The organism is Rugosimonospora africana, assembly GCF_016862975.1.
Taxonomy (GTDB): domain Bacteria; phylum Actinomycetota; class Actinomycetes; order Mycobacteriales; family Micromonosporaceae; genus Rugosimonospora; species Rugosimonospora africana.
In genome coordinates this window covers 45,512-69,279 of the sequence record NZ_BONZ01000022.1, presented here as the reverse complement: position 1 = coordinate 69,279, position 23,768 = coordinate 45,512, and the positions used below count along the sequence as shown (strand labels likewise).

Here is a 23,768-nt window from a genome sequence, read left to right as displayed (position 1 = left end):
TAGAACGCAGTTGTATTCACAACGTGCTCGTCCTACTGTTCGGGCCAAGACGACGACGGCCAAGACCGACCAGGGCCCAACGCGACCAAGGCCAAAGGCAGCCAAGACCAAGGCGACCAGGGCCCAAGGCGACCAAGGCCAAGGCGGCCAAGACCAAGGGGGGCAATGCCATGCGAGGAGAATCGGATCCGGCGGACACCCGGATGATGGGCATCGTGCACAACGCGCTGCGACGCGACCTGGAGCGCATGCAGGCCGTGCTGACCAGCCAGCCGTACCCGCGGGGCCGGCAGCGCCGCGCGCTCGGCGAGCACGCGGTGTGGCTGATGGACCTGCTGCACGCCCACCACACCGGTGAGGACGAGGGGCTGTGGCCGCTGGTACGCCAACGCAATCCGCAGGCCGGCCCGCTGCTCGACTCGCTGGACGCCGACCACCGGCGGATCGCGCCCGCGGTCGACGCGACGATCGCGGCCGGGCGGCGGTATGCGGACACCACAACCGAGGATGCCCGCGCCGACCTGGTGACCGCGCTGGCCGTACTGGTGACCGTGCTCGTCCCGCACCTCGACCGCGAGGTCGAGGAAGGCATGCCGGTGGTGTCGGCCAGCATCACCCAGGCCGACTGGCACTCCTGGGACCAGAAGTACAACGTGAAGCCGAAGTCCCTGCAGCAGCTCGGCCTGGAGGGGCACTGGCTGCTCGACGGCATCGACCCCGAGGGCTACCAGACAGTGGTGCACGTGGTACCCGCGGTGGCACGGTTCATCCTGCTGCACGGGTTTGCCCGGGCGTACCGGCGCCGAGCCACCGCGCGGTGGACTCCGGAACCCTCGACGGACCGAGTGACGGCCGGCCTATGACCGCCGAACAGACCGAGTCGACCCGCCGCAGGTACCGCTCCCCACGCAGGGAACAGCAGGCCGCGCAGACCCGGGCCGCGGTGCTCGCCGCGGCCGGCGAACTGTTCGCGCGGCAAGGCTTCGCCAAGACCGGGATGCGGGACATCGCCGGCGCGGCCGGCGTCGCGGTCGAGACGCTCTACGCCGGTTTCCGGTCCAAGGGCGAACTGCTGAAGCAGTCCCTCGACGCCGCCATCGTGGGTGACGCCGAGGCCGTCCCGCTGGCCGAGCGGCCGGAGTTCGCGGCGCTGCGGTCCGGCACCCGCGACGAGCGGATCGCCGCGGCGGCCCGGCTGATGACCGCTATCCACGGCCGTACCGCGGGGCTGCACCTCGCGCTGCGGGAGGCGGGGGCCTCGGACGCCGACCTCGCCGGGCACGTGCGGGAGGAGGAGGACAGGCGGCGCACGGACATCGGCCGGGCCGCCTCTCTCGTCGCCGGCCGGGCGTTGACCCAACGAGAGCACGACGGGCTGTGGGCCGTCCTCGCCGTCGAGGTCTACCAGCTGCTGACCGGGCACGCCGGCTGGTCCGCGCGGCAGTACGAGGAATGGGTCGCCGACGTCATCGACCGGATGCTGGAAGCGTGAGGACGAGCGGCTAGCCGTCCGCCAGTACCCGGAGAATGGAGCGCCGCGCCACCTCGGCCAGCACCGGATTCGTGTCGCGGTAATACGTCAGTGCGCCGACGAAGGTCAACGTCCAACCACGACCCCGGGCCCAGGCCGCGTCATCGAAGCCGGCCTCCTGACGGAAGACACGTCGCGCGGGCGGGTCGAGCATTGCCCAGCCGGCAAACGCGTCGCAGGCCGGATCGCCCACGCCGGCGGTACCGAAATCGAGTACGGCATGGAGCCGTCCCCCTCGGACCAGGACGTTGCCGGGCAGCAGATCGCCATGCGTCCACCTCGAAGGGCCGTCCCACTCCGGAGCCGCGAGCGCTTCGTCCCACACCTCGAGCATCGCAGCGGTGTCGATGAGGTCCTTCGCCGCCGACGTCCATTCGAGGAACCCACGCTCCCGGCTGCGCAACGGAACGGAGCGGTACCCGCCTCGCGCGCCGGAGGCGTCGACCGACCGCAGGTCGACGACGAAGCGCGCCAGATCGGTCGCGAATTCGGTGCTGCCGGCCAGTTCCTCGGTCGGGTGGACGCCGTCGATCCAGCGATGGATCGCCCACGGCCACGGGTAGCCCTCGCCGGGGGCGCCGAGCCCGACCGGCTCCGGGATCGCGAACGTCACGCACGGAGCCAGTCGTGGCAGCCACTGCGCCTCGAACTCGATCTGCCGGATGGCGTCCTCGATGCGAGGAAGGCGCACGGAGAGGTCCGTGCCGAGCCGGTAGATCACGTTTTCTGTCCCGGTCGATTGCACTCGGGTCAGGGCTAGCGAGGCCAGGTGCGGGAACTGTGCGGCGAGGAGCCGCCGCACGAGGTCGGCGTCAGCCACGATCTCGTTGTCGCGCATGCTCGTGCTCGTCGCTAATCGTAGTGGCGTAGCTGGGGCCACAGTTGCGACCACGGCTGGCGCAGGCCGCCGCACACGTAGATGTGGTCGCCCCACTCGTCGTTGTGGATGCCGTACGGGTTGGTGACGGTCGCCGCCTCGCGTACCCCGGTGAAATAGCGCCCAACGTCGGCGGCGGTGACGTCGCGCGACGCGACGACCACGACGGTGCTCGCGTCGCTCGTGCCGGGACCCCACCACCACTCGCTGTTCTGCCCGCTGATCGCGGTCGGCAACCCCACCTTCCGGCCCAGTTCGTTGATGGCCGAGGCTTCGCTGTAGTTGCCGGTGAAGATGACCGCGCCGGAGCGCTGCTCGGGCGGCAGCGACGTCCACACCGAGTGCACCGAGTCCACGAGTTCCGGCCAACCGACCTGCTCGCCGCCGTCCTGGTTCAACGAGTACGTCCAGCCGACCTCGTCGGGCGGCAGCACCGGCAGCACGATCGGCAGGATCAGCGCGGTCGTCAGCACGGTGCCCGCCGCGAGGATGGGGACCCGGCGCCGTTTCGCGTGCAGCCACTGGTCGACGGCCACGGCACCGGCGGCGAGCAGGTACACGTAGGCACCGGACAGGTAGTAGATCTGACCACCCGTGGTGAGGGCGAAGACCACGAACAACAGCGCGTACGCCCACACCAACGCGCGCCAGAGCGGCCGCCCGGAACGCCACAGGAAACGCAGCCCGGCTATCCAGATCCACGCCATCGCCAAGGACACGATGAGCAGCTGCCCGACGATCCAGTCGGCGATGTGGCCGGGGCCACCGTTTTCCTGGTTGAGCGCCTGAGTCATGGCGATCGTCGCCCAGCCGTGTCGGGCCTGCCACCACAGGTCGGGCACGGTGAACGCGGCCGCGACCGCGGTGCCGGCCGCGAACCACCAGTTGAGTACGGCCCGGCGACCTCGGGACAGCAGTGCACCGATGAACATCGCCAGGGCGAAGAAACCCACCAGGTGCTTGTTGGCCAGCCCGAGACCCAGGATCACACCGCCCAGCGGCCACCAGCGGTGCTCGCCGGTGCGCCCGATCCTGACGATGACAAATGCCAGCGCGCTCCAGGCCAGGATGTCGAGACTGGTGGTCTCCAGCACATGGTCGGCCGCCATCACCACCGGCATCGTCGCGGCGCCGAGCGCGGCCAGCAGCTGCGCCCTACGGGCACCGCCCAACTCGCGGGCGGTCAACGCGCAGATCAGCACGGTGGCGAACGCCGCGAGCGCGGACCACACGCGCAACCCGGTCAGGGACAGGCCGAACAGCCACAGCGACACCCGCGCCAGCACCGGAATCAGCACCGGCTGGTCGACGTAGCTGCCCTGCAGGTGCCGGGCGCAGTCCAGGAAGTACAGCTCGTCACGCTGGAAGCCGTACCGGGTGGACAGCGCCATCAGCACGGCGAACACGGCGGCACCCACCACGATCACCCGCCGGTCGAACCGCGCGATGCCGGTCTCTCCCACCGTCGCGGACCCGGTCTCGTCGGCGCCTTCTGTCGCAATCGGCTGTTGAGCGGACGGGGTGACTCCGGACGTCATGCCACTTCCTTCTCCAGTCGAGCCGTGCGCGCGAGAGGGTCCGGTCGCCGGGTGCGTGGCTGAGGTTGACGTCGACGGGCGTACCGACCGCAGTGAGAATACGCCGCGCGGCGATCCTTAGCTGTCCGGCAGGCAGCCCCGCGGTTAATGGTCGGGATCGCGTTGAACAAGGGGCGAAGCCGTCGTTTCCCGGGAGACGCGGCCGCGGGGAAGTAGCGCGGCGGCGATGGCCGCGCCGGCGAGTGCGGTGCAGGCGCCGAAAGTGATGAGGTGATTGAGACCGTCGGCGAAGCCGGCGCCGGTGCGCGGGAAGGTGCCGAGGATGGCGCCGTCGATCGCGATGCCGAGGGCGAATCCCACTTGTAGCGCCGTGTTGTTGACGCCGGATGCGACACCGACCCGCGCCGGTGGGACGTCGACGGCGAGGGAGCCGAGCGCCGGCAGGGCGACGCCGCAGCCGGCACCGGCCACGATCATGCCGGTTACCAGGTGGCCCCAGCCGGTGTGCGAGGTGACGCCGTGCATGAGGTACACGCCGACGCCGATGAGCCCCAGCGCGCTACCGACGGCGAGTCGCGGCGGCATGCGGTCGAGGACGGCGCCCACGGCCGCTCCGGTGATCATGATGGGGATCACGATGGGCAGGAACGACAGGCCGGCCGTGATGACGCTGTCGCCGAGCTGGTCCTGGAAGTAGACGGAGAGGTAGACGAACAGCCCGAAGACGCTCGCCTGGACGGCGAACGAGCCGATCTGGGTGCCGACGAATCCACGGTCGGTGAACAGCCGGAGGTCGAGCATGGGGTGGGCGAGCCTGCTCTCGACGAGGAAGAACCCCGCGAGGGCGAGGCCGGCGGTCGTGAAACAGCCGAGGATCAGCCGGTCGGTCCAGCCCTCGTCATTGGCGCGGAGGAGCGCGTACACGAGCGCGACGAGGGCGGTGGCCATCAGGACCGGGCCGGCGATGTCGATCCTGCCGCCGCGCACGCGTTCCTCGTGCCGGGACAGTTTCCACCAGCCGATGCCGGTGGCGGCGGCCGCGACAGGCAGGTTGACGAAGAAGATCCACCGCCAGCCGAGGCCGTCGGTCAGTAGGCCGCCGACGACAGGTCCGAGTACCACCGCGATCCCGGCGACCGTGCCGCGGACGGCGAATGCGGTCCCGCGTGCCGCGCCGGTGTAGCTCTGGCCGATCAGCGCGAGCGTGGTCGCGAACATGACCGCACCGGCGAGCCCTTGGACAGCCCGCGCGGCGACCAGCAGCGTGACCGTCGTGGCGAGGCCGCAGGCCAGCGAGGCCAGGGCAAAGCACGCGACGCCGATCAGGAACAGCCTTCGCCGTCCATAGCGGTCGGCCATTGCACCGGCGGTGAGCTGAACGGCGGCCATCGCGACCGTGTAGGCGTTCATCACCCATTGCAGGTCGGTGAGGTTGCCGTTGAGATCGCGCGCCATGGCCGGCAACGCCACGGTCACCACCGTCGCGTCGAGCATCAGCATGAACACCGCGAGGACGATCCCGACGAGCGGAAGCCAACTCGTGCGTTCGCGGGTCGGTCTCGCCACAGAAACGGTCGCCATCGGGCCTCCCCTATCGTCGATAGGCGCAGACTAACAACGATAGGGAGTCCCTTGCAATGGTAGGCTGAGGCGAACGGGTGAGAGGGGTGCGATGGCCGGGCAGACGTGGCGCTACCCATGGCCGGACAGCGGCGACAGCCAGGCCCGCCTGGACCGCGTGAACATCGTTCGGGCGAGCCTCGAACTGCTGGACGCCGACGGGATCGAGCAGTTCAGCACGCGCAAGCTGGCAGCGCGGCTGGGCATCAAGTCGCCGTCGCTGTACTGGCATGTCAAGGGGAAGGAGGAGCTGTTCGCGCTGGTGATCGACTATGTCGTCGGTCAGTGCGAGTTGCCGTCGCGCCGGGCCGGCTGGCGTTCGCAACTTCAGACCATCGGGCATGGACTGCGCAAGGCGATCATCGAGCACCCCGCTACCCCGCACCTGCTGCTCGGGCGCCCGATGCTCGGTCCGAACGGCCTGCGCCTGGCCGACCAGGTCGTCGGCGCCCTGCGCGACAATGGCTTCACCGACAAGCTGGCCAGCTACGGCTACGTCGTCCTCGTCAACTACGTCGTCGGCTTCGCCAGCCAGGAGACCGCGTTCGGCAAGGGACCCGGCCAAGGAGCACGGCTCGACCAGGTCGAGGAGTTCCTTGCCGGCCTGTCCACGGACCAATACCCTGACCTCACCGCCGTGCGGGGCGAACTCACGCTGGGCAAGTTCACTCAACGATTCGCACTGGGTCTTGACGCGATCCTCGACAGGCTGGACAACGAGCGCGATCCGGCGGCGCGGGCACGCTAGCCCGCGACGGGCGACGGCGCCACGGCCGGCACGAACCCGCGCGGCCGTGGTGCGGCCGGCGCCGGGTCAGCCCCGGCGGCCGTGCCGGGTCAGGGATGTCAGGTACTCCTCGCGATGGCGTGGGTCCGCTGTCGTCCGCGGTCGGGTGGGCGGGTCGCCGTGCACCGGCCGGTAACCGTCGAATGTGGACTCCAGAACCCCCTCCCCCGCGGTCAGGGCGGGCAGGCGGCGTTGCAGGTGCGGTGTCCTCGCCGCCGGCATCACGGTCTCGATGGTGGTCAGGTCGCCCGACACCGACTGGTGCCGTACGGCCGCGCCGAGGCGGCCCAGCGCCGTCAGCACGGCGCTCATCGCCCATACCGGGACCTCCAGGCTGACCCTGAGCATCGGCTCGCAGGCCACGGTGCCGGCCCGCTCGAGCGCGCGCATGAGCACCAACGGAGTGAGGTTGCGGAAGTCGGCCGGCGTGCTGAGCGGGCCCCGCTTCGACGGCGGGCCGTCGGCCACGCTGTAGCCGCTGTCGACCATCGTCACCACGCAGTCGGTGACCTGCCAGCCGAAGCGGCCCTCGCGCAGGGTCTGGCGCACGTACCCGCCCATGTACTCCGTGAAGTTGTCGAGGTTCTTGTAGACGTACAGCGGAACCTTCGGCGGCTCGACCGCCACCCGGAACTCGATTCCCGAGTCGGGCGGTCCCGGCTCGACCCGCAGACCGATGGTGGCGTGGAACGGGTTGGACTCGGTGTTCAGGATCTCGACGGCCTCACCGGCGCGGACCGGACGCTCGACGCAGATCACCGTCGTCTCGTGGAAGTCGACGTCGATGCCGAACTCCATCGCCAGCGTCGCCTGGATGACCTCCTTCTGGACCTCGCCATACAGCGAGACGTAGACCTCCCGCCCGGTGTCGTCCGCCCGGACGTTGATGAGCGGATCCTGCTCGGCCAACCGTGCCAGCGCGGCGCGCAGCGCACCGTCGTCGTTGAGGCGTACGGGAACGATCACCGTCTCCATCGTCGGCGGTGCGAAGTGGTGCTCGGTCGCGGCCCGCGCGGGGCGGCCGATCGTGTCGCCGACCCGGGCCTCGGTCAGGCCCCAGAGCCGCCCGATCTCACCGGCCACGAGTTGCGGGCGCCGAACCCAGCCGCCACCGTCCGAGACCTCGATGACCGTCGCCTTGGCCTCGGCCGCCCGGCGTCCGACCACTGTGGACTCAGCCACTGTGGACTCGACCACCTTGACCTCGGTGTCGCTCACCGTCGCGATGGGCAACCGTTCCCGCGCACGTATTTTGCCCGCGAACATGCGCACGTAGGCGACCTTCTCCCCCGCCGGTCCGCGGTCGATTTTGAAGACGCGGCCCGCGGCGACGGCTTCCGGGTCGCTCGCCTCTGCGGGGAGCAGCTCGACCAGGCCGGCGCTCAGGGCCGGGACGCCCTCCCCGGTCATCGCCGATCCGAAGAAGACCGGGTGGACCAGGGACCGGCGGGTCTGGGCGGTGAGTTCCCGGCCCAGCCGGAGGTCGGTGACGGCGTGCTCGTTATCGACGTAGGCGGCAAGCAGCGACTCGTCCCGGTCGGTGAGCGCCTCGATGAGTGTGGTGCGCAGAGCCGGATCTCCGAGGCGGTACGGCGTGCACCGCGCGGCCCGGGTGCCGATCCCGTCCACGGTACCCATCGGAATGATCGCGGGCGTGAGGCGGTCCGCGATCGTCTCGACGACGCGTCTCGTGTCGGCGCCTCGGCGGTCGACCTTGTTGACGAACAACAGCGTCGGTACCCGTAGCCGGCGCAGCGCCCGCATCAGGACGCGGGTCTGTGGCTGGACGCCCTCGACGGCCGAGATCACCAGTACCGCGCCGTCGAGCAGGCTCAGTACCCGCTCCACCTCGGCGATGAAGTCCGGATGCCCCGGCGTGTCGATCAGGTTGACCGTCACTCCGGCGATCTCGAACGACACCACGGCGGACCTGATGGTGATACCACGCTGGCGTTCCAGCGCCAGGGTGTCGGTCTGGGTGGTGCCCGCATCGACGTCGCCGACGGCGTCGATGACTCCGGCCGCGTAAAGCAGCCGTTCGGTCAGTGTGGTCTTACCGGCGTCGACATGCGCCAGAATCCCCAAGTTCAGCGTTCTGCCCAGCAACCGCCACGCCCCTCGACGAGATGAGAACCCTCTGTCCGATGGAGGTGAAGGTCGCTCGCATGTCGTCTCCCTGACGGATAGGCGGCTGAGGTCGTTGGGCGGCTGAGCCAGCGGCGCTGAATCAACCCGCTGGCTGAATCAACCCGCTGGGCTGAGTCAACCACGCCGGGCACCGGCGCACGACCGAGTTTTGCCAACCTCCGGGTGCCGAGGGGCGCGGGGCGGCCGGCGGCAATGACAGCGCTCCCCGGGCGTGCCGCCCGGGGAGCGCTGAAGTCACTGTGCGGCGCGAGTCACCGACCCGCGAGGATTACTGGGCCGCGAGCAGGTCCACCACGAAGCGCAGCGGGCCGCCCGGTGCGCCGTTGGCGGGGTTGTCGCCGTAGGCCAGCTTCGCCGGGATGTCCAACTGCACCCGGCTGCCCACCGGGACACCGACCAGCCCCTGGTCCCAGCCCGGAATCACCTGGCCCACGCCGATCGGGAAGGTGGCCGGCTGGCCCCGGTCCCAGGACGCGTCGAACTTCTGCCCGTCCTTGTAGGTGACGCCGACGTAGTTCACGGTGATGTTCTGCCCCGCCTTGACCGCCGGGCCGGTGCCCTTGATCAGCGTGGTGACGACGAGCTTGCTGACGTCGCCGCTGCCGGCGGTCACGGTCGGCGGCGTACCCAGCGCGGGATCGGCTCCCGGCGGCAGGCCGTTGGCCGCGGCGGATGGGGAGACCGCCGGGCTGCCGGCGGAGTCGTTGTCGCGCGAACTGTTCAGCGCCAGGTACCCGACGACGACCAGCACGACGGCGAGGAGCCCGGCCAACCCACCGGCCAGCGACTGCATCCGGCGACGTCTGGCGACGGCATCCTGGTTGGCCGACTTGACCAGCTTCACGGCGTCGCGCCGGACCCGGTCGGACAGTATCGGCCGCCCGCTCTCCCCGGAACCGCCCTGCCCCGTGGACGCGTCCTTCTCAGTCGATCCGGCCTTCTCAACCGACGCGGCCTTCTCTGTCGATCCAGCGTCCTGCGCCGACGCGGCCTTCTCGGTCGATCCAGCGTCCTCAGCCGATCCGGCCTTCTCGGCCGACCCGTCCTTCTCGGTCGATTCTGCCGAGTCCGCTTCCAGCTCTGTCGCTTGGTCGTCGCTCACTATGCATCGCTTTCTGCTGGCGAGGTTTCCCCGACGGTGCCCGCCGTGTCGCGGGGACGGAGGCTTCGGACACAGTACCCGGTCGGACCCGCCCCGGGCGGCTGGCGGCTGGCCGGCACCCGGGGCGCCCGATCAGCGGCTGGCGACCCGGTCATCCCCGGCCGGCTCGGCGTAGAGCCGGGCCACCACGTCCTCGATGTCCGGTTCCAGTACCGCGACGTCGCGCAGGGCGCCGTCCCGCGCCAGGGCCGCGACCAGCTCGCCGGCCGTGCCACCGGACAGACCGAACGTCACCCGGTGGCCGTCCGCCTCGACGGCCTCCACCACCGCGCCGGGCACTCCCGTCCGGCCGGCCCAGGGAGTGTCGAGATCGACGACGACGCGGCGCCGCGAATCGTACCGGGCGTGCAGTTCGGGCAGAGTACCGTCGTGCACCACGCGGCCGTGATCGATGACGACCAGGCGGCGGCAGAGCTTCTCGATGTCGGCCAGGTCGTGGGTGGTCAACACCAGCGTGGTGTCGCCGCGCGAGCCCAGGTCGGCGAGGAACGCGCGTACCGCCTGCTTGCTGACCACGTCGAGGCCGATCGTGGGCTCGTCCAGGAACAGCACCTCGGGGCTGTGCAGCAGGGCGGCGGTGATCTCGCCGCGCATCCGCTGTCCCAGCGACAGCTGCCGGACCGGGGTGTCCAGGAAGGCGTCGAGGTCGAGCAGCCGCCGGCACTCGGCCAGCCGGGCCGCGTGGTCGGCGGCGGGTACCCGGTAGATGTACCGCAGTAGCCGGAACGACTCGGCCAGCGGCAGGTCCCACCACAGCTGGGAGCGCTGGCCGAACACCACGCCGATCTGTCGGGCCAGCCTGGTGCGCTGCGCCACCGGACGGAAGCCGCACACGGTCACCTCGCCGCTGCTGGGGGTCAAGACGCCGGTGAGCATCTTCAGCGTGGTGGACTTCCCGGCGCCGTTCGGGCCGATGTACCCGAGCATCTCGCCGCGCGCCACGGTCAGGTCGACTCCGGCCACCGCGGGCACCGTGCGCCGGGCGCGGCGCAGCAGCCCCACCCGGGTCGACACGGTGAACTCCTTGCGCAGGTCGGCGGTGGAAATGACGATCTCGCTCATGTGTCAGGACCCCGTGCTTCGGTAGTGCCGGATGCCGATACGCCAGATGAACGCCGCCACCCCAGCGGCGGCCAGCGCCACCACCGGCGACGACCAGGACAGCAGCCGTGGCCCGCCCAGCGGGTCGGGCTTGTCGAGGATGGCCAGCGCCGGGTAGTACGCGACGAACGCGAACCCCAGCCCGTATGCGAAAGCCTTGCGGAACCAGCCCGCGTACACAGTGATCGGGTAGGCGGTGAAGTCGCGCCCGCCGTAGGTGAACGCGTTGGAGAACTCCCCCGACTCGATGAACCAGAACGACACCGTGGAGCCCGCGACGAAGACGCTGCCGAACAGCACCGCGCCGAACGAGGGCGCCACCACCAGCAGTACCGCCCGGGCGGGCGTCCACCGCACGTGGGCCAGGTTCAGCGCAATCACCAGTACCACCACCGCCTGCGTGACCCGGCCGAGCCGGCGCAGCGCCAGATCGCCGCAGACGAGCTGGAGCAACGCGGACAGCGGCCGGGTCAGCACCGCGTCGAAGCGGCCGGTCCGGATGTACTGCCGCATCGTGTCGATGTTGCCGACCGCCAGGTCGCAGAGCGAGAAGGACAGGTTGGCCAGGCCGCTGATGAGCAGCACCTCGGGCAGGGTGAAGCCACCCAGCACCGGCGTGACGCGGAACAGCACCACCACGGCCGCCACGTCCATCAGCGTGAGCAGCAGGTTGCCGACGAGGTCCATGGCGAACGAGGCGCGGTACTGCAGTTGGCTGCGCACCTGCGCGGCGAGAAGCTGCCGGTAGCCGGCGAGCGCCCCGGGACGACCGGTCGGCGTCGTGGCGCGGCGCCAGAGCAGGTCAGCCACCCTGTACCACCAGCTTCCGCTCGGCCCGCCGCTGGACCAGCATGCAGGCCCCGATCAGCAGCGCCGCCCAGCACAGCTGGTCGAACAGCAGCAGCGAGCGGTGCCCCACGCTGCCGCGCTCCACCAGGATGTCGATGGGCGCCTGGAACGCCGCCGGGAACGGCGTGCCGAGCCACAGCACGCCCTGCGCCCAGCCGGGCAGGAACGCCAGCGGGAAGTACAGGCCGCTCAGCACGCCGGCACCGAGCTGCCACAGGGTGATCACGCCCCGGATGTCCAGCAGCCAGAAGGCGGTCAGGTTGACCAGGTAGCGGACCCCGAACGAGACCACCACCGCGACCAGCGTGCTGGCCAGGAACGCCGGGTAGCTGAGCAGTGTGTGCGGGGCGTACATGTCGAAGCACAGCGCGCCGACCGCGGTCGGCACCACGAAGCGGGTGAGTGCCGCGTGGCCGGCCCGGCCCAGGTCGGTGGCCAGGTAGCTGGCCACCGGGTGGAGCGGCCGGAGCAGGTCGGACTGGACGTCGCCGGTGCGGATCCGGTCGGCCAGGTCGGTCCAGCCCCAGATCTGCACGACGGCGAGCAGACCCTGGCCGATCCAGACGTACGTGACCAGCTGCGAGCCGCGGTAGCCGGCGGCCATACCGCCGGCCGTCGCGGCCACCGCCAGGATCACGTAGCAGCGCAGGAAACCGAACACGGTGTTGGTGAACGCGCCGGCAACGGTTGCCTGCCGGTAGGTCGAATAGCGGCGGAAGCCGGCGCCCGCAAGCGCCCACGCGGTACCCATCGCACCCCCGGGGTGGAAGAAAGAGCCAATGTCTGGCTCGCTCTTGGCTTCGCGAGGACCCCGACCGGGCCGTCCGCACCCTGGGCAAGCAGCGGGAAGGATAGCCGGTACGCCGGCCGCCCCGCACGCGCATTTCCGACCGAACCGGGACCGATAAGCGCGCACCGGGCCGGCCCTGTACGGGCAAATTTCGGCACTCGCGAATGGTTTGAAGCTGGGATACTGGCGGACGGGCTTCCATCCGATGACGTGGGGAAGACGGGGCAATGCGTGCAATCGGCGACCAACCGCCGGCCATCACCGTCGGCGCCATCGCGCGTCCGGTGACCTGGGTGACCGCCGACCTGCCCTGTGAGGATCTCGACCGCCAGTTCCGTGCCGATCCGCAACTGCCCTGTGTCGTGGTCTGGGCCGGCGCCCGGGACATCGGGCTCATCGGTCGACAGTCGTTCGCGCACTTGATGTCGGGACCGTTCGGATACGGTCGGGCACTGTGGGCGCGCACGCCGGTGGGTCGTGTCGCCGACTGGAACCCGTTGATCGTGGCCGCGGACGCACCGGTGGTCGAGGTCTGCGAGTGGGCCCGCCGGCGCGACCGTGACCGCCGGTACGACGACATCATCGTCCTCGATCCCCAGCTGGGCCTGCGGCGGATCTCGGCGGCCCGGCTGTTCGAGGCGCTGGCGCATCTCATGGCCGTGCAGGCGGTCACCGATCCGCTCAGCGGACTGGCCAACCGGGCCCAGTTCCTCGACCAGCTCAACGCGGCCTGTCGCGATGCCGGCGACGACCGGATCGTGGTGGTCTACCTCGATCTGGACCGGATGAAACAGGTCAACGACGCGCTCGGGCACAACGCCGGAGACCGGCTGATCGTGTCCGCCGCACGCCGGCTCATCGGTGCCGCCTGGCCCGGCGAGCTGGTGGCCCGGGTCGGTGGCGACGAGTTCGCGGTACTGGGGCGCCTGCCCGCGCACCTCGCGGTGGCAAGCGTGGCGCTGACCATCGGAGAACGGTTCCGGGCCGCGCTCGCGAACACCGACGTGGCGCTGCCCACCGGGGCGCACAGCCGGGCCAGCGTCGGGGTGGCGGTCAGTGGTGTCCGCGCCGACGGCCACACGTTGCTGACCGAAGCCGACATGGCGATGTACCAGGCGAAGCAGCAGGGTGGCGATGCCGTGCGAGTGGTACTCGGTGTGGGGCAACAGCTTGAGGCGCACCACCCGGGCGCCGGCCACGGACTCGCCCACGCGATCAACGATGGCGAGCTGTTGCTGCACTACCAGCCGATCGTCGACCTGCGGGCCGGACGGGTGACCGGCGTCGAGGCGCTGGTGCGGTGGCGTCATCCCCGTCACGGCCTGCTGGGTCCCGACGCGTTCCTGGCCGACGCCGAGCGCGCCAACCAACTGCCGGCTCTCGACTGGTGGATCCTCACCCGCGCCTGCTCCGACGCGGCGCGCTGGAGTGCGGCGCTGGGGCCGCTCGCGCCGCAGTTCGTCAACGTCAATCTGACGGTCGACACGCTGCGAACCGCCGACTTCGACGACCGCGTCGCGGCCGCGTTGAGCGCCTCCGGGCTACACCCGACGCGGCTGTGCCTGGAGCTTCCCGAATCGGCCGACCTGACGGTGCTGACCGAGGCCATCCCGGGGCTGGAGCGGCTGCGTGCCCTCGGCGTCGGCATCACGCTGGACGACATGGGAGCCGGCTCCTCCACGCTGCGGCACCTGTCGGTGCTGCCGATCAGCGGGATAAAAATCGACAAGCTGTTCGTCGGCGGGATGGTGGACAACCGCAGCGACCACGCGGTGGTCAGGCTGCTGACCGACCTCGGCCGCAATCTCAACCTCGCGGTGGTCGCCGAGGGCGTCGAACGACCGGCGCAGTTGGAGTCCCTCCGCGCGCTGAACGTTCCGCATGCCCAGGGCTTCCTGCTCAGTCCGCCGAGGCCGGCCGACGATCTGGTGGGGCTGCTCACCACCAAGACGGATGTCGCCGCGGCCCGGTGAGCGCCTGTCGCCGCCAGCGTGACCCGGCAACGCCCTCGACCCGTGTCGAGTGACGCCGGCCACGACGACACGCCGACACACCATCTGGTGTTGCTTGTTCGCCGGGCCACCCATATATAGTGCTTCTCGCAGCTGGTTCGATCCTCCCCGGAGGATCGAGGCAAGAGGGAACCCGGTGCGAGTCCGGGACTGCCCCGCAGCGGTGAGTGGGAACGACCGCCGTCATACAGCACTGGGCCACGACGGCCTGGGAAGCGACGGCCAGTAGGCGACCGTCCGTGGTCATGCCCGCGAGTCCGAAGACCTGCCAGCGCGCCGCACGCGCCCGCGTGCGGCGGTCGAAGGCCGCGCGGGACGGTCGACGCCAGCAACCGGGGCGGTGAGAAGCCGCGCCCGGTGGCGTCCCCCTGCGCGCCCGACGACCTCGGGCAGTGCGTGAGGAGGGGGACCATGACGGTCACGCGGGAACGAACCGTGGTGCCGGAGCAGCGGCGGCACGTGATGCAGGTACGCAAGCGCAACGGCGACCTGGAAACGGTGGACGTCAACAAGATCGTCCGGGCGGTGGAGCGGTGGGTCGCCGATCTCGATGAGGTCGACCCGTTGCGGGTCGCGACGAAGACGATCAGCGGGCTCTACGACGGGGCGACAACGGCCGAGCTGGACAAGCTGTCGATCCAGACGGCCGCCGAGCTGATCGGTGAGGAGCCGCAGTACTCGCGGCTGGCGGCGCGGCTGCTGGCCGCGTACGTGGACAAGGAGGTCCGCGGCCAGGGGGTGGCGAGCTTCTCCCAGTCCATCCGCTACGCCCACGAGCGGGGACTGATCGGCGACCAGACGGCGGCGTTCGTCGCGCGGAATGCCCGTAAGCTCGACGACGCCGTCGACCCGGACGGCGACCTGCGGTTCGAGTACTTCGGCCTGCGCACGGTCGCCGACCGGTACCTGCTGCGCCACCCGGAGACCCGGCTGGTCGTGGAGACGCCGCAGTACTGGCTGCTGCGGGTGGCGTGCGGCCTGTCCGAGACGCCGGGCGAGGCGATCGGCTTCTACCGGCTGATGTCGTCGCTTGCGTACCTGCCGAGTTCGCCGACGCTGTTCAACTCTGGTACCCGGCACACCCAGATGTCGTCGTGTTTCCTCGTGGACTCGCCGAAGGACGAACTGGACTCCATCTACGAGCGGTACCAGCAGGTGGCCCGGCTGTCGAAGTTCTCCGGTGGGATCGGCATCTCCTGGACTCGGGTGCGGGGACGCGGTGCGCTGATCCGCGGGACGAACGGCAAGTCCAACGGCATCGTGCCGTTCCTCAAGACGCTCGACGCCGGCGTCGCGGCGGTCAACCAGGGCGGCCGGCGCAAGGGCGCGGCCTGCGTGTACCTGGAGCCGTGGCACCCGGACATCGAGGAGTTCCTGGAACTGAGGGACAACACCGGTGAGGAGTCCCGGCGTACCCACAACCTGAACCTGGCCAACTGGATCCCGGACGAGTTCATGCGCCGGGTCGAGGCCGACGAGGACTGGTCGCTGATCGATCCGTCCGACGCGCCGGAACTGCCCGACCTGTTCGGGGAGGCGTTCGACGACGCCTACCGCGCCGCGGAGAAGAAGGCGGTCAGGACCGTCAAGGCCCGCGACCTGTACGGCCGGATGATGCGCACCCTCGCGCAGACCGGCAACGGCTGGATGACGTTCAAGGACCGCTCGAACCGGCTGTCGAACCAGACCGGCGCATCCTCGCCGTCACACAAGGGCAACACGATTCACCTGTCGAACCTGTGCACAGAGATTCTCGAGGTGAACAACGACGACGAGACCGCGGTGTGCAACCTCGGCTCGGTCAACCTCGGTGCGCACGTCACGGCCGAGGGCGTCGACTGGGAGAAGCTGCGCTCGACCGTGCGCACCGCGGTCGTCTTCCTGGACCGGGTGGTCGACATCAACTACTACCCGGCGCCGCAGGCGGCGGCGTCTAACCCGCGCTGGCGGCCGGTCGGGCTGGGGTTGATGGGCCTGCAGGACGCGTTCTTCACGCTGCGGCTGCCGTTCGACTCCGAGCAGGCGCGCGAGCTGTCCACCCGGGTACAGGAAGAAATCTTCCTCACCGCGCTGGAGACCTCGGCCGGCCTGGCGGAGCGGTTCGGGGCGCACCCCGCCTACGCCGAAACCCGCGCCGCCCAAGGCGATCTGCACCCGGACCTGTGGGGCGCGCAGCCGTCGCAGACCGAGCGGTGGGCATCGCTGCGGTCGCGGATCGCGGCGCACGGCCTGCGCAACTCCCTGCTCGTGGCGATCGCGCCGACCGCGACGATCGCGTCGATCGCCGGGTGCTACGAATGCATCGAACCGCAGGTCTCCAACCTGTTCAAGCGCGAGACGATGTCCGGCGAGTTCCTTCAGATCAATACCTTTCTGGTACGGGAGCTGAAGGCGCGCGGCCTGTGGACGCAGGCGATCCGGGAACAGATCAAGCGTACGGAGGGTTCCGTGCAGGGCATCGCCGAGCTGCCCGCCGACGTGCGCGAGCTGTTCCGCACCGCGTGGGAGCTACCGCAGCGGGCACTGATCGACCTCGCGGCGGCCCGGGCACCCTACATCGACCAGTCGCAGTCGCTGAACCTGTTCCTCGCCGCACCCACCATCGGCAAGCTCTCCTCGATGTACCTGTACGCCTGGAAAGCCGGGCTGAAGACCAGCTACTACCTGCGTTCGCGCCCGGCCACCCGGATCCAGCAGGCCACGGTCGCCGCCGTCTCACCAACGGCCGTCACACCCACCGCCGTCGTGCCCGCAGCCTTCGCGCCCGCAGCCTTCGCGCCCGCAGCCGCCATCCCGATCCTGGCCGGTCCGGACGCCGAGGCGCTGGCCTGCTCCCTGGAGAACCCCGAGTCCTGCGAGGCATGCCAGTGACCACCATTCCCGAACAGCGCACCACCACCGGCGCCCACACCGGTGGCCGGAACCTGCTGCTCGACCCGGGCATGGACCTGACCCTGCGGCCGATGCGGTACCCGCGGTTCTTCGACCGGTTCAGGGACGCCATCCGCAACACCTGGACCGTCGAGGAGGTCGACCTGCACTCCGACCTCGCCGACCTGGGCAAGCTGTCCGCGGCCGAGCGGCACCTCGTGTCCCGGCTGGTCGCGTTCTTCGCCACCGGCGACACCATCGTCGCCAACAATCTGGTGCTCAACCTCTACCAGCACATCAACTCGCCGGAGGGCCGGCTCTACCTGTCCCGGCAACTGTTCGAGGAGGCCGTACACGTTCAGTTCTACCTGAACCTGCTCGACACGTACGTCCCGGATGAGCGCGAACGCTTCGAAGCCTTCGCCGCGGTGGAGAACATCCCCTCGATCGCGCGCAAGGCCGAGTTCTGCTTCAGGTGGATCGACTCCGTCTTTGAACTGCGCGAACTGAGGACACGCGAAGACCGGCGAGCGTTCCTGCTCAACCTGATCTGTTTCGCGGCGTGCATCGAGGGCCTGTTCTTCTACGGTGCCTTCGCCTACGTGTACTTCCTGCGTTCTCGCGGACTGCTGCACGGCCTGGCATCGGGTACCAACTGGGTGTTCCGCGACGAGTCGATGCACATGGCGTTCGCGTTCGACGTGGTCGAGACGGTCCGCGCCGAGGAGCCCGACCTGTTCAACGCCGAGTTGGAGCAACAGGTCAGGGACATGCTCGCCGAGGCGGTCGAGTGTGAAGCGCAGTTCGCCGAGGACCTGCTGGAGCAGGGGGTCTCCGGAATGTCGCTGAGCGACATGCGCGAGTACCTGCAACACGTCGCGGACCGGCGGCTCGCCGTGCTGGGCATCGCGCCGATGTACGGCAGCCGAAACCCGTTCGCCTTCATGGAATTGCAGGACGTGCAGGAGCTGTCGAACTTCTTCGAACGGCGGGTCTCGGCCTACCAGGTCGGGGTGGCCGGAAGCGTCAGCTTCGACGACGACTTCTGACCGGGATCTGTCGGGCTGCCGTCCCGGGTGACACGCTCGCCCGGGGCGGCAGCCGGCACACCGGCCCGCTATCGCTTCGACGCCAGTACACAGTCGCCGCAGATGCCGCCGCCGGGGATCCGGTAGTAGAGGCAACAGTTGCGCCGTACCAGGAACCACCGCGCCCGCGCCGGGTCGGGGCGGGTCAGGGTGGCGGTGCCGCGCAACGGAGGCAGAGCGAGCGCCTGTTCGACGATGGCCGCGGCTTTCTCGGCGTGGACGGGTAGCGTGTCGGCGATCATCCCCGCGGCGCCACCGAGGGCCGACGACACGTTGCCCCACAACACCTGTGGCGACAGGACGAACCTGCGGCGGAAGACCTCGAGCACCGGCGCGACCAGGCCGCGCGTCGCCGTGCGGGTCAGCGCGTGCGCCATAGCCTCCGCATCGCGGCCGGCGATCGCATCGCGGCCGGCGCGGCCGGCATTGGCGGTGGCCGCGGTGGCGGTGGCGGTGGCGGTGAGGCCACGGTAGGCGATCGGGATCGGGCCACCGTCGACCGCACGCCACCACATCCGCTCACCGTCCGGCACCGGCAGCGCATCCCCGATCGCCGCGGCGGCCAGCATCGGCGACAGAAGCCGGGAGGCGAGACCGAGGAAGGTGATCGAAGCGATCACGCGCTCGCCGATGTCGTCGGGGTTCTGCCCGGACATCCGCGCGAGTACCCGTCGCCCCACGGCGACCCGCTCCGCGATCACCTCGGCGTCCAGCAGCTCCCGCAGCGGCCGCCAGCCTGGGCCACCGTCCCACGGTTCCCAGGTGAAGTAGGGGCCGATCGCCGCCGCGGCACGCAGCACCGGTTCGGCGTCGGCTTCCGGGCCGGCGTGGGCTTGCGAGCCGGCGTCGGCCTCCGAGCAGGCGTCGGCTTCCGAGCAGGCAGCGGCCTCCGAGCAGGCAGCGGCCTCCGAGCGGGCGTTGGGTGACGGGTCGGGCGGATCGGGTGACGCGGCCGTGGCGTCACCCGACCAGGTGCTCATCCGGGTCAGGCGCCGGCCGGCTCGGGCTGCCGCGCCGGACGTGCCGCGGAGGCGTTCGGCTCCAGCAGCCGGGCGGCCAGCGGTCCGAACACCAGGCCGATGGCTGTCCACATCAGCAGCTGGGCGGCCACCGAGTACAGCCGGAAGCTGAACAGCGCGTCCGCCGGGAAACCCGGGTACACGATGCGGCCGCTCGGGTCGGTCAGCGGCTGCGGCGTCTCGGTCAGGTGGTTGCCGTACGAGTGGTTGGCCGCCAGGTGACCCAACGGCGGCAGGGCCGCCATCACGATGCCGACCGCGACGATGAAGACGCCACCCGCCAGCAGGCTCGCGTTCCAGTTGCCGAACCGGGCACGCAGCCGCCGTCCCAGCCACACGGTCAGGATCAGCAGCGCCACGGTGCAACCCACCATCAGCAGGTACAGGAAGCCCCGCTGCCGGATCGTGTCCGCGTGCCCGATCGCCGGCGGATTGGCCGGGTACTTGATGAACGGCACCAGGTACATGCCCAGGAACCCGGCCGCTGCCACCAGCATCGCCAGCGGCTTGGGCCGCAGCCGGCCGGTACGCCCGAGGCACACGCAATACACGACAGCGAACAGCGCGCCCATCGCCGCGCCGAAGAAGATCAGCGCGACGCCGACCCCCACGTCGGCCTGGATGGTGCGGCTGAAGATGTCTGGATCGTCGGCGGGCATCGCCATGCCGGCGGCCTTGTCCAGCACCGCCTGGGCGGCGTCCCGGCCGCTCTCGTAGTTGATCGCCCGCTGGATCACCGGCTCCGCGAAGATCCTCGCGAAGACGAACGCCAGCACGCCGCCCACCGCGCCGGCGAGCACGCCGCGCAGGATCAGTCTCTTCTCCATGTTCGGTTGTCCACCCGTCCGCTGATCGGTGTCAGTGGCAGGGGAAACCGAGGAAGTGCCGGCCGTCGTGGACGAACTCGTGCACGTGCATGTCGCTGCCGAAGATCGACAGGGCGCCCTGGTCGACCCCGATGAAGTAATAGACCAGTAGCGCCACGACAGCGGTGCCGACCAGCCAGAACACCGATCGCGAGATCGGCAGCACGAGCGGTGTCGACGTTTCCCGGGAACCAGATACGGAACTCACGAAGGGCCTCCTTCAGGGATCTTGCGTCCCTCTTCTCACGGGGCTGCGTGATGGCGAAGTATCTGACTCCGTGGCCACCTGGCGGGGGGCTCACTCACAGTGGCGCGACCGTGCTGGATTTTCACCAGCTTCCTCACGCCATCACGTGGGTTCGACAGTACGGACACCTGCGGTCCGCGTCAAACATCCCGACACCGGCTAGCCGGCCAGCCTGTCGAGGGCGGCCCGGACGAACTCGTTCCGACGCCGTACGAGCGTTTGCTGGTCGAGGTCTGGGCGGCCCTGCCCATTGATTGCCTGGACGAACCAGCCCATGTCCGGTGGCGTGCTGAGCGCGGCCACCACGTCCCAGTACGCGACGTCCTCCGCCGGACGGCCGGCGGCCTCCTCCCAGCCGCGCAGGATGTCGTCGGCCGCGTCGAGGCCGTAGCACAGCGCCGCGTCGCAGCGCAGCGACCCGAGGTCGACCCCGGCCGGCCCGGCGCCCGCACAGTCCCAGTCGATCAACGCCACCAGGTTGTCGCCGGTCCACAGGACGTTGCCCTGCCAGAGGTCGCCGTGCACGAAGACGTTCTCCCCCGGTACCGGTCGGTCGTTCGCCGCCTTCTCTGCTTCGGCCAGCAACGGATCCGGCTGGGCCGCGCGGCGCAGGGCGGCGAAGTCCTCGACCGCGATGGGCCGTTCGCGCCTCGGCAGCGCCGGCGCGGGTGTGAGCGGAACCGCGTGCAGCGCGGCGGCCGCCGCACCCAACGCACGAAGCCGCGCGACCGACGGGTGAACCGGGATGGCGCTGCCACCCGCCAGCCGCTCGATCAGAATCACGGGAGGGTCGCCGTCAAGGTCGGCTGCGACGAGCCCAGGTGCGGAAACACCGGCCTGCTCCGCAAGCCGCAGTGCGGCCACCTCGGTCCGCAGCGGCGCGGGATCCCGTCCGACCCGGAGCACCACGCCGCGCTCGCGGCCATCGCTGCTCAGTCGCAGCAGCCAGGGCGAGCCGCCGTCGCGCAGCCCGCGCACCTCCATGACGTCCGCCCCCGGGGCCGCCGCGGCCACCGCCCACGACTGCAGTCGTTCGTCCAAAGTCATGCCGGCAATTGAACCGGTACTCCGAGGCGCACGCCACTCGTATCGGGCCGCGCCCGAGGCGGTTATGTCGTACGTCTCTGCTACGACTGGTCTGTGTCGCGGCGCGACTCCCGACAAGCCGGGCCAGACGTGCCGAGCCAGACGAGCCGGGCGAGACGAACGAGCCAGACGAACGAGCCATCCGAGGAAGGACATCATCATGGACACCCGCGAGGCGGCCAAGCGGTGGGCGGACGCGTGGGCCCAGGGCTGGCCCGCGAAGGACGTCGACGGGATCGTCGGCCTGCAGGCGGAAAACGGCGACCACTGGGCCTCGATGTTCCGCCCGTACCGCGGCCGGGAAGGGCTGCGCGCCTACGTCCAGGAATGCTTCGACGAGGAGACCCGTCCGGCGGAGGTCTGGTTCGGTGAACCCCAGGTCGACGGCGACTCGGCGGCCGTGGAGTATTGGGCGGTCACCTATCCGGACGACCAGCCGCTGACCATTTCCGGCTGCACGCTGCTGCGCTTCGACCACGATGGGCTGGTGGTCGAGGCCCGCGACTATTCGCATGTCCAGCAGGGCCGGCTCCTGCCGCCCGCCGCCCTGTTCGCCGGGCGTGCCTGATCGGGCGCCTTCCGCGGTGCGGCCGCGGGAGTGGCATCCGGCGGTCCGCCACGCTCGTCGACCCGGTTGAGTTCGCCGGGCCAGCAGGGCTCACCGGGCCAGCAGGCCGGCCAGGTCGAGTTGGTTGACCGCGGTGTCGACGTCGGCGCCGGGCTGGTCGGTGAAGAGCGCGGCCACCTGGTCGGCGGTGGCTTGGCGGTCGGTCGCCGCGGTGAGCAGGGTTCGGCACGCGCGCGCCGTGCGCGGACCGGTGAGCTCGGTCATCGCCCGGATGGATTCGTCGAGGGTCCAGACGTCGGGGAGGCAGGCGTCGAGTTCGTCGTCCGTGTCGGTGGCGCCCCGGTACCACCGGCCGTTGGCCCACCAGAAGCAGAAGGTGAGCAGGCCGTTGCGGTTGCGCGTGTTGAGGACACCGTCAGTGACCCAGGCCGGAGCCCCGGCGTAGAGGTCGGGCAGCTGCCCGGCACCGTTGTAGGCGGCATCGAGCAGCTCGGAGTTCCAGCTTCCGCCGGAGAGCACCGCGCGTTCGCCGGGCAGCAGGAAGAGGACGGACCCGTCGCGGTGTCCGTTCTCATACCAGGCGTAGCCCGGGAAGATGCGCGGCTCCGGTCCCGGCTCCGCTCCGGCGCCGGCGTAGGTCGCCGAGAGCACCGCCCAGCGCGCCCAGACCTCGGGAAGCGACGGGATCTCGTCGGTGGCGGCAGCGGCACGACCCGCGGCGGCGTCGGCGGCTGCCGCGGTCGCGGCCTGGTGCGGGTCGCGGCCCTGTGCGGCGGGTCCGGCAACGTATCCGGCGAGCCATACCGGGACGTGTGCGCGGGGATAGCTCGCCAGGTCGTCGCGGTAGTGCTCGGGGAGCATGAGGTGGCCGTCGGGGAAGGGCTCGTCCCCGTAGTCGTAGTTCACCGTTGTCTCGCCCCGGTTGGTGACGCTCAGCAGCAGCCGCCACCAGGGCCCGGCCGGCATCTGCGCGGCGACCCGTCGCTGGCGCCGGACCAGCTCGCCGATCGACTCCGGCACCGGCACGAGCCCCGACACGAGCCCCGACCGGCCACGGACCCAGAACCGCAGGTCGCCGATCTCGGCGGAGACGGTGTACGCGAATTCGGCCGAGAACCGCTCCCAGCCGGACGGCCCGAGCTGGGCCAGTTGCTGGACGATCGGATCGATCAGCCGGGACGCTTCCGCGGCGACGCTGGCGCTGTCGGATGGGGCGTGAACGACGCTGAGTTCGTTGACCGCCCGCGGAGCCCCGGACGGGATCCGCTCGAACTGCAGCTCGAACTCGGCCAGGAGCCGTGACTCGTCGGATCCACCGCCGAGGCACCCCAGCGCGAGCTCATCGGCGATGAAGCGGTCGAGCGCCTGCTGCGGGGGTACCGAAGACGAAAATTCCTGGACGCGCCCGCAGTCGCCGATGAGGAACACGGACCTCCCCACCGGAAGTTCCAGGAATGCCATCGGATCGGTCTCGTCGATGTCCACCGGCGCGTACACGGACCAACCCACATCGAACCGGTCCGCCTCCAACCCCTCGGTCGGGTAGTCCAGGCCGTGGGACCGGATCCAATCCACCACCAACGAGACCGCGCGCGCCGCATCCATACG

The 23,768-nt window shown here is 70.3% G+C and carries 20 protein-coding genes and 2 riboswitches; of the genes, 7 read left to right on the top strand and 13 right to left on the bottom strand.

Annotated elements, in window-relative coordinates:
• Nucleotides 1-170: 170 nt before the first annotated feature.
• Both Raf01_RS12380 and Raf01_RS12375 read left to right on the top strand, forming a co-directional pair.
• Nucleotides 171-863, top strand: a complete 693-nt coding sequence (locus Raf01_RS12380) for a hemerythrin domain-containing protein (RefSeq protein WP_203917964.1) — start codon at nt 171-173, stop codon at nt 861-863.
• Nucleotides 860-1,492, top strand: coding sequence for a TetR/AcrR family transcriptional regulator (locus Raf01_RS12375; RefSeq protein WP_203917963.1), 633 nt, complete (start codon nt 860-862; stop codon nt 1,490-1,492). Before Raf01_RS12380 ends, Raf01_RS12375 begins: the two co-directional genes overlap by 4 nt.
• 10 nt (nt 1,493-1,502) lie before the next feature.
• Here Raf01_RS12375 and Raf01_RS12370 read toward each other — a convergent pair whose 3' ends face one another.
• The 3 genes from Raf01_RS12370 to Raf01_RS12360 all read right to left on the bottom strand — a co-directional run bounded on the left by Raf01_RS12370 (nt 1,503) and on the right by Raf01_RS12360 (nt 5,527).
• The gene (locus Raf01_RS12370) at nt 1,503-2,369 is read right to left on the bottom strand and encodes an aminoglycoside phosphotransferase family protein (RefSeq protein ID WP_203917962.1); all 867 of its coding nucleotides are present in this window, start codon (nt 2,367-2,369) and stop codon (nt 1,503-1,505) included.
• 14 nt (nt 2,370-2,383) lie between these two features.
• Nucleotides 2,384-3,946: an ArnT family glycosyltransferase gene (locus Raf01_RS12365; protein ID WP_203917961.1), complete on the bottom strand. Its 1,563-nt coding sequence runs from the start codon at nt 3,944-3,946 to the stop codon at nt 2,384-2,386.
• Between the two features lie 144 nt (nt 3,947-4,090).
• Nucleotides 4,091-5,527, bottom strand: a complete 1,437-nt coding sequence (locus Raf01_RS12360; RefSeq protein WP_203917960.1) for an MFS transporter — start codon at nt 5,525-5,527, stop codon at nt 4,091-4,093.
• Between the two features lie 91 nt (nt 5,528-5,618).
• Here Raf01_RS12360 and Raf01_RS12355 point away from each other — a divergent pair, with 91 nt between their 5' ends.
• The gene (locus Raf01_RS12355) at nt 5,619-6,314 is read left to right on the top strand and encodes a TetR/AcrR family transcriptional regulator (RefSeq protein WP_203917959.1); all 696 of its coding nucleotides are present in this window, start codon (nt 5,619-5,621) and stop codon (nt 6,312-6,314) included.
• A 66-nt stretch (nt 6,315-6,380) separates the two neighbouring features.
• On the opposite strand, the gene Raf01_RS12350 is transcribed toward Raf01_RS12355, so the two are convergent.
• From Raf01_RS12350 to Raf01_RS12330, 5 genes are all read right to left on the bottom strand, one after another.
• The gene (locus Raf01_RS12350) at nt 6,381-8,438 is read right to left on the bottom strand and encodes an elongation factor G (protein WP_203917958.1); all 2,058 of its coding nucleotides are present in this window, start codon (nt 8,436-8,438) and stop codon (nt 6,381-6,383) included.
• Between the two features lie 331 nt (nt 8,439-8,769).
• The gene (locus Raf01_RS12345) at nt 8,770-9,372 is read right to left on the bottom strand and encodes an FKBP-type peptidyl-prolyl cis-trans isomerase (RefSeq protein WP_373319523.1); all 603 of its coding nucleotides are present in this window, start codon (nt 9,370-9,372) and stop codon (nt 8,770-8,772) included.
• Nucleotides 9,373-9,735: 363 nt separating this feature from the next.
• The gene (locus Raf01_RS12340) at nt 9,736-10,725 is read right to left on the bottom strand and encodes an ABC transporter ATP-binding protein (RefSeq protein WP_203917957.1); all 990 of its coding nucleotides are present in this window, start codon (nt 10,723-10,725) and stop codon (nt 9,736-9,738) included.
• Nucleotides 10,726-10,728: 3 nt separating this feature from the next.
• On the bottom strand, nt 10,729-11,574 hold the full coding sequence (locus Raf01_RS12335; RefSeq protein ID WP_308442648.1) for an ABC transporter permease: 846 nt from the start codon (nt 11,572-11,574) through the stop codon (nt 10,729-10,731).
• Nucleotides 11,567-12,364, bottom strand: coding sequence for an ABC transporter permease (locus Raf01_RS12330; protein WP_203917956.1), 798 nt, complete (start codon nt 12,362-12,364; stop codon nt 11,567-11,569). The genes Raf01_RS12335 and Raf01_RS12330 overlap by 8 nt, the downstream gene beginning before the upstream one ends.
• A gap of 266 nt (nt 12,365-12,630) precedes the next feature.
• On the opposite strand from Raf01_RS12330, the gene Raf01_RS12325 reads away from it, so the two are divergent.
• The 3 genes from Raf01_RS12325 to Raf01_RS12315 all read left to right on the top strand — a co-directional run bounded on the left by Raf01_RS12325 (nt 12,631) and on the right by Raf01_RS12315 (nt 18,335).
• Nucleotides 12,631-14,376 (top strand): putative bifunctional diguanylate cyclase/phosphodiesterase, encoded by a 1,746-nt coding sequence (locus Raf01_RS12325; protein WP_203917955.1) that lies wholly within the window; start codon nt 12,631-12,633, stop codon nt 14,374-14,376.
• 116 nt (nt 14,377-14,492) lie between these two features.
• Nucleotides 14,493-14,702, top strand: a riboswitch (cobalamin riboswitch).
• 124 nt (nt 14,703-14,826) lie between these two features.
• Entirely contained in the window at nt 14,827-17,286 is a 2,460-nt protein-coding gene (locus tag Raf01_RS12320; RefSeq protein WP_203917954.1) for a ribonucleoside-diphosphate reductase subunit alpha, read from the top strand.
• 71 nt (nt 17,287-17,357) lie between these two features.
• Nucleotides 17,358-18,335 (top strand): ribonucleotide-diphosphate reductase subunit beta, encoded by a 978-nt coding sequence (locus Raf01_RS12315; protein ID WP_239133552.1) that lies wholly within the window; start codon nt 17,358-17,360, stop codon nt 18,333-18,335.
• A gap of 68 nt (nt 18,336-18,403) precedes the next feature.
• Here Raf01_RS12315 and Raf01_RS12310 read toward each other — a convergent pair whose 3' ends face one another.
• The 4 genes from Raf01_RS12310 to Raf01_RS12295 form a co-directional block, all read right to left on the bottom strand.
• On the bottom strand, nt 18,404-19,354 hold the full coding sequence (locus Raf01_RS12310; RefSeq protein WP_275412980.1) for a (2Fe-2S)-binding protein: 951 nt from the start codon (nt 19,352-19,354) through the stop codon (nt 18,404-18,406).
• A gap of 5 nt (nt 19,355-19,359) precedes the next feature.
• Nucleotides 19,360-20,220: a CbtA family protein gene (locus Raf01_RS12305; protein ID WP_203917952.1), complete on the bottom strand. Its 861-nt coding sequence runs from the start codon at nt 20,218-20,220 to the stop codon at nt 19,360-19,362.
• Between the two features lie 31 nt (nt 20,221-20,251).
• The gene (locus Raf01_RS12300; RefSeq protein WP_203917951.1) at nt 20,252-20,467 is read right to left on the bottom strand and encodes a CbtB domain-containing protein; all 216 of its coding nucleotides are present in this window, start codon (nt 20,465-20,467) and stop codon (nt 20,252-20,254) included.
• Nucleotides 20,468-20,502: 35 nt separating this feature from the next.
• Nucleotides 20,503-20,625: riboswitch (cobalamin riboswitch) on the bottom strand.
• A gap of 40 nt (nt 20,626-20,665) precedes the next feature.
• The gene (locus Raf01_RS12295) at nt 20,666-21,553 is read right to left on the bottom strand and encodes a phosphotransferase family protein (protein ID WP_203917950.1); all 888 of its coding nucleotides are present in this window, start codon (nt 21,551-21,553) and stop codon (nt 20,666-20,668) included.
• A 199-nt stretch (nt 21,554-21,752) separates the two neighbouring features.
• Here Raf01_RS12295 and Raf01_RS12290 point away from each other — a divergent pair, with 199 nt between their 5' ends.
• Nucleotides 21,753-22,160, top strand: a complete 408-nt coding sequence (locus Raf01_RS12290; protein ID WP_203917949.1) for a nuclear transport factor 2 family protein — start codon at nt 21,753-21,755, stop codon at nt 22,158-22,160.
• A gap of 90 nt (nt 22,161-22,250) precedes the next feature.
• Here the strand turns inward: Raf01_RS12290 and Raf01_RS12285 are convergent, their stop codons facing one another.
• On the bottom strand, nt 22,251-23,765 hold the full coding sequence (locus tag Raf01_RS12285) for a hypothetical protein (protein ID WP_203917948.1): 1,515 nt from the start codon (nt 23,763-23,765) through the stop codon (nt 22,251-22,253).
• Nucleotides 23,766-23,768 lie beyond the last annotated feature (3 nt).

Excerpts from the sequence above, each read along its gene's own strand:
- Raf01_RS12295 (WP_203917950.1), bottom strand. The coding sequence starts at position 21,553 with ATGACTTTGGACGAACGACTGCAGTCGTGGGCGGTGGCCGCGGCGGCC.
- Raf01_RS12380 (WP_203917964.1), top strand. The coding sequence starts at position 171 with ATGCGAGGAGAATCGGATCCGGCGGACACCCGGATGATGGGCATCGTG.
- Raf01_RS12365 (WP_203917961.1), bottom strand. The coding sequence starts at position 3,946 with ATGACGTCCGGAGTCACCCCGTCCGCTCAACAGCCGATTGCGACAGAA.
- Raf01_RS12330 (WP_203917956.1), bottom strand. The coding sequence starts at position 12,364 with ATGGGTACCGCGTGGGCGCTTGCGGGCGCCGGCTTCCGCCGCTATTCG.
- Raf01_RS12375 (WP_203917963.1), top strand. The coding sequence starts at position 860 with ATGACCGCCGAACAGACCGAGTCGACCCGCCGCAGGTACCGCTCCCCA.
- Raf01_RS12320 (WP_203917954.1), top strand. The coding sequence starts at position 14,827 with ATGACGGTCACGCGGGAACGAACCGTGGTGCCGGAGCAGCGGCGGCAC.
- Raf01_RS12290 (WP_203917949.1), top strand. The coding sequence starts at position 21,753 with ATGGACACCCGCGAGGCGGCCAAGCGGTGGGCGGACGCGTGGGCCCAG.
- Raf01_RS12340 (WP_203917957.1), bottom strand. The coding sequence starts at position 10,725 with ATGAGCGAGATCGTCATTTCCACCGCCGACCTGCGCAAGGAGTTCACC.
- Raf01_RS12305 (WP_203917952.1), bottom strand. The coding sequence starts at position 20,220 with ATGGAGAAGAGACTGATCCTGCGCGGCGTGCTCGCCGGCGCGGTGGGC.
- Raf01_RS12315 (WP_239133552.1), top strand. The coding sequence starts at position 17,358 with ATGGACCTGACCCTGCGGCCGATGCGGTACCCGCGGTTCTTCGACCGG.
- Raf01_RS12370 (WP_203917962.1), bottom strand. The coding sequence starts at position 2,369 with ATGCGCGACAACGAGATCGTGGCTGACGCCGACCTCGTGCGGCGGCTC.
- Raf01_RS12355 (WP_203917959.1), top strand. The coding sequence starts at position 5,619 with ATGGCCGGGCAGACGTGGCGCTACCCATGGCCGGACAGCGGCGACAGC.
- Raf01_RS12325 (WP_203917955.1), top strand. The coding sequence starts at position 12,631 with ATGCGTGCAATCGGCGACCAACCGCCGGCCATCACCGTCGGCGCCATC.
- Raf01_RS12285 (WP_203917948.1), bottom strand. The coding sequence starts at position 23,765 with ATGGATGCGGCGCGCGCGGTCTCGTTGGTGGTGGATTGGATCCGGTCC.
- Raf01_RS12360 (WP_203917960.1), bottom strand. The coding sequence starts at position 5,527 with ATGGCGACCGTTTCTGTGGCGAGACCGACCCGCGAACGCACGAGTTGG.
- Raf01_RS12310 (WP_275412980.1), bottom strand. The coding sequence starts at position 19,354 with ATGAGCACCTGGTCGGGTGACGCCACGGCCGCGTCACCCGATCCGCCC.